Raw genomic sequence first — 262 nt, forward strand, 5'->3', positions numbered from 1 at the left:
GTGGAAGAGACGGTAATACATCTGATATGTTTACGGTTGAAGGATTAAATGATAGGCAGCTGGGGCGTATTGCCCGTAATCCTAGCTTTGTTGCCGATTATAATCATTTGGTTAGTTCTACTAGTCCAGCAGGTCAAGATCCGAACGCTTGGGAGTTTGAAATGATTAATCGTCTCAAAAAGGATCCTTCACAATTTAAGAAACGCCCTATTAGAGAGTATCTTGAATACTAAGACTTGTGAATATTTTGGATAGGTACGGT

General features: G+C 39.7%; 1 protein-coding gene. It reads left to right on the forward strand.

The genetic code is table 11. The annotated features are described in order from the left end of the window. A partial coding sequence (locus AAEZ09_RS28555; RefSeq protein WP_350601705.1) for a hypothetical protein occupies positions 1-233 on the forward strand: 233 nt, incomplete at its 5' end. Positions 234-262: the final 29 nt, after the last annotated feature.

Origin of the sequence: Pseudomonas sp. 65/3-MNA-CIBAN-0223, from assembly GCF_040310425.1 — a bacterium.
GTDB classification, from domain to species: Bacteria; Pseudomonadota; Gammaproteobacteria; order Pseudomonadales; family Pseudomonadaceae; genus Aquipseudomonas; species Aquipseudomonas gregormendelii.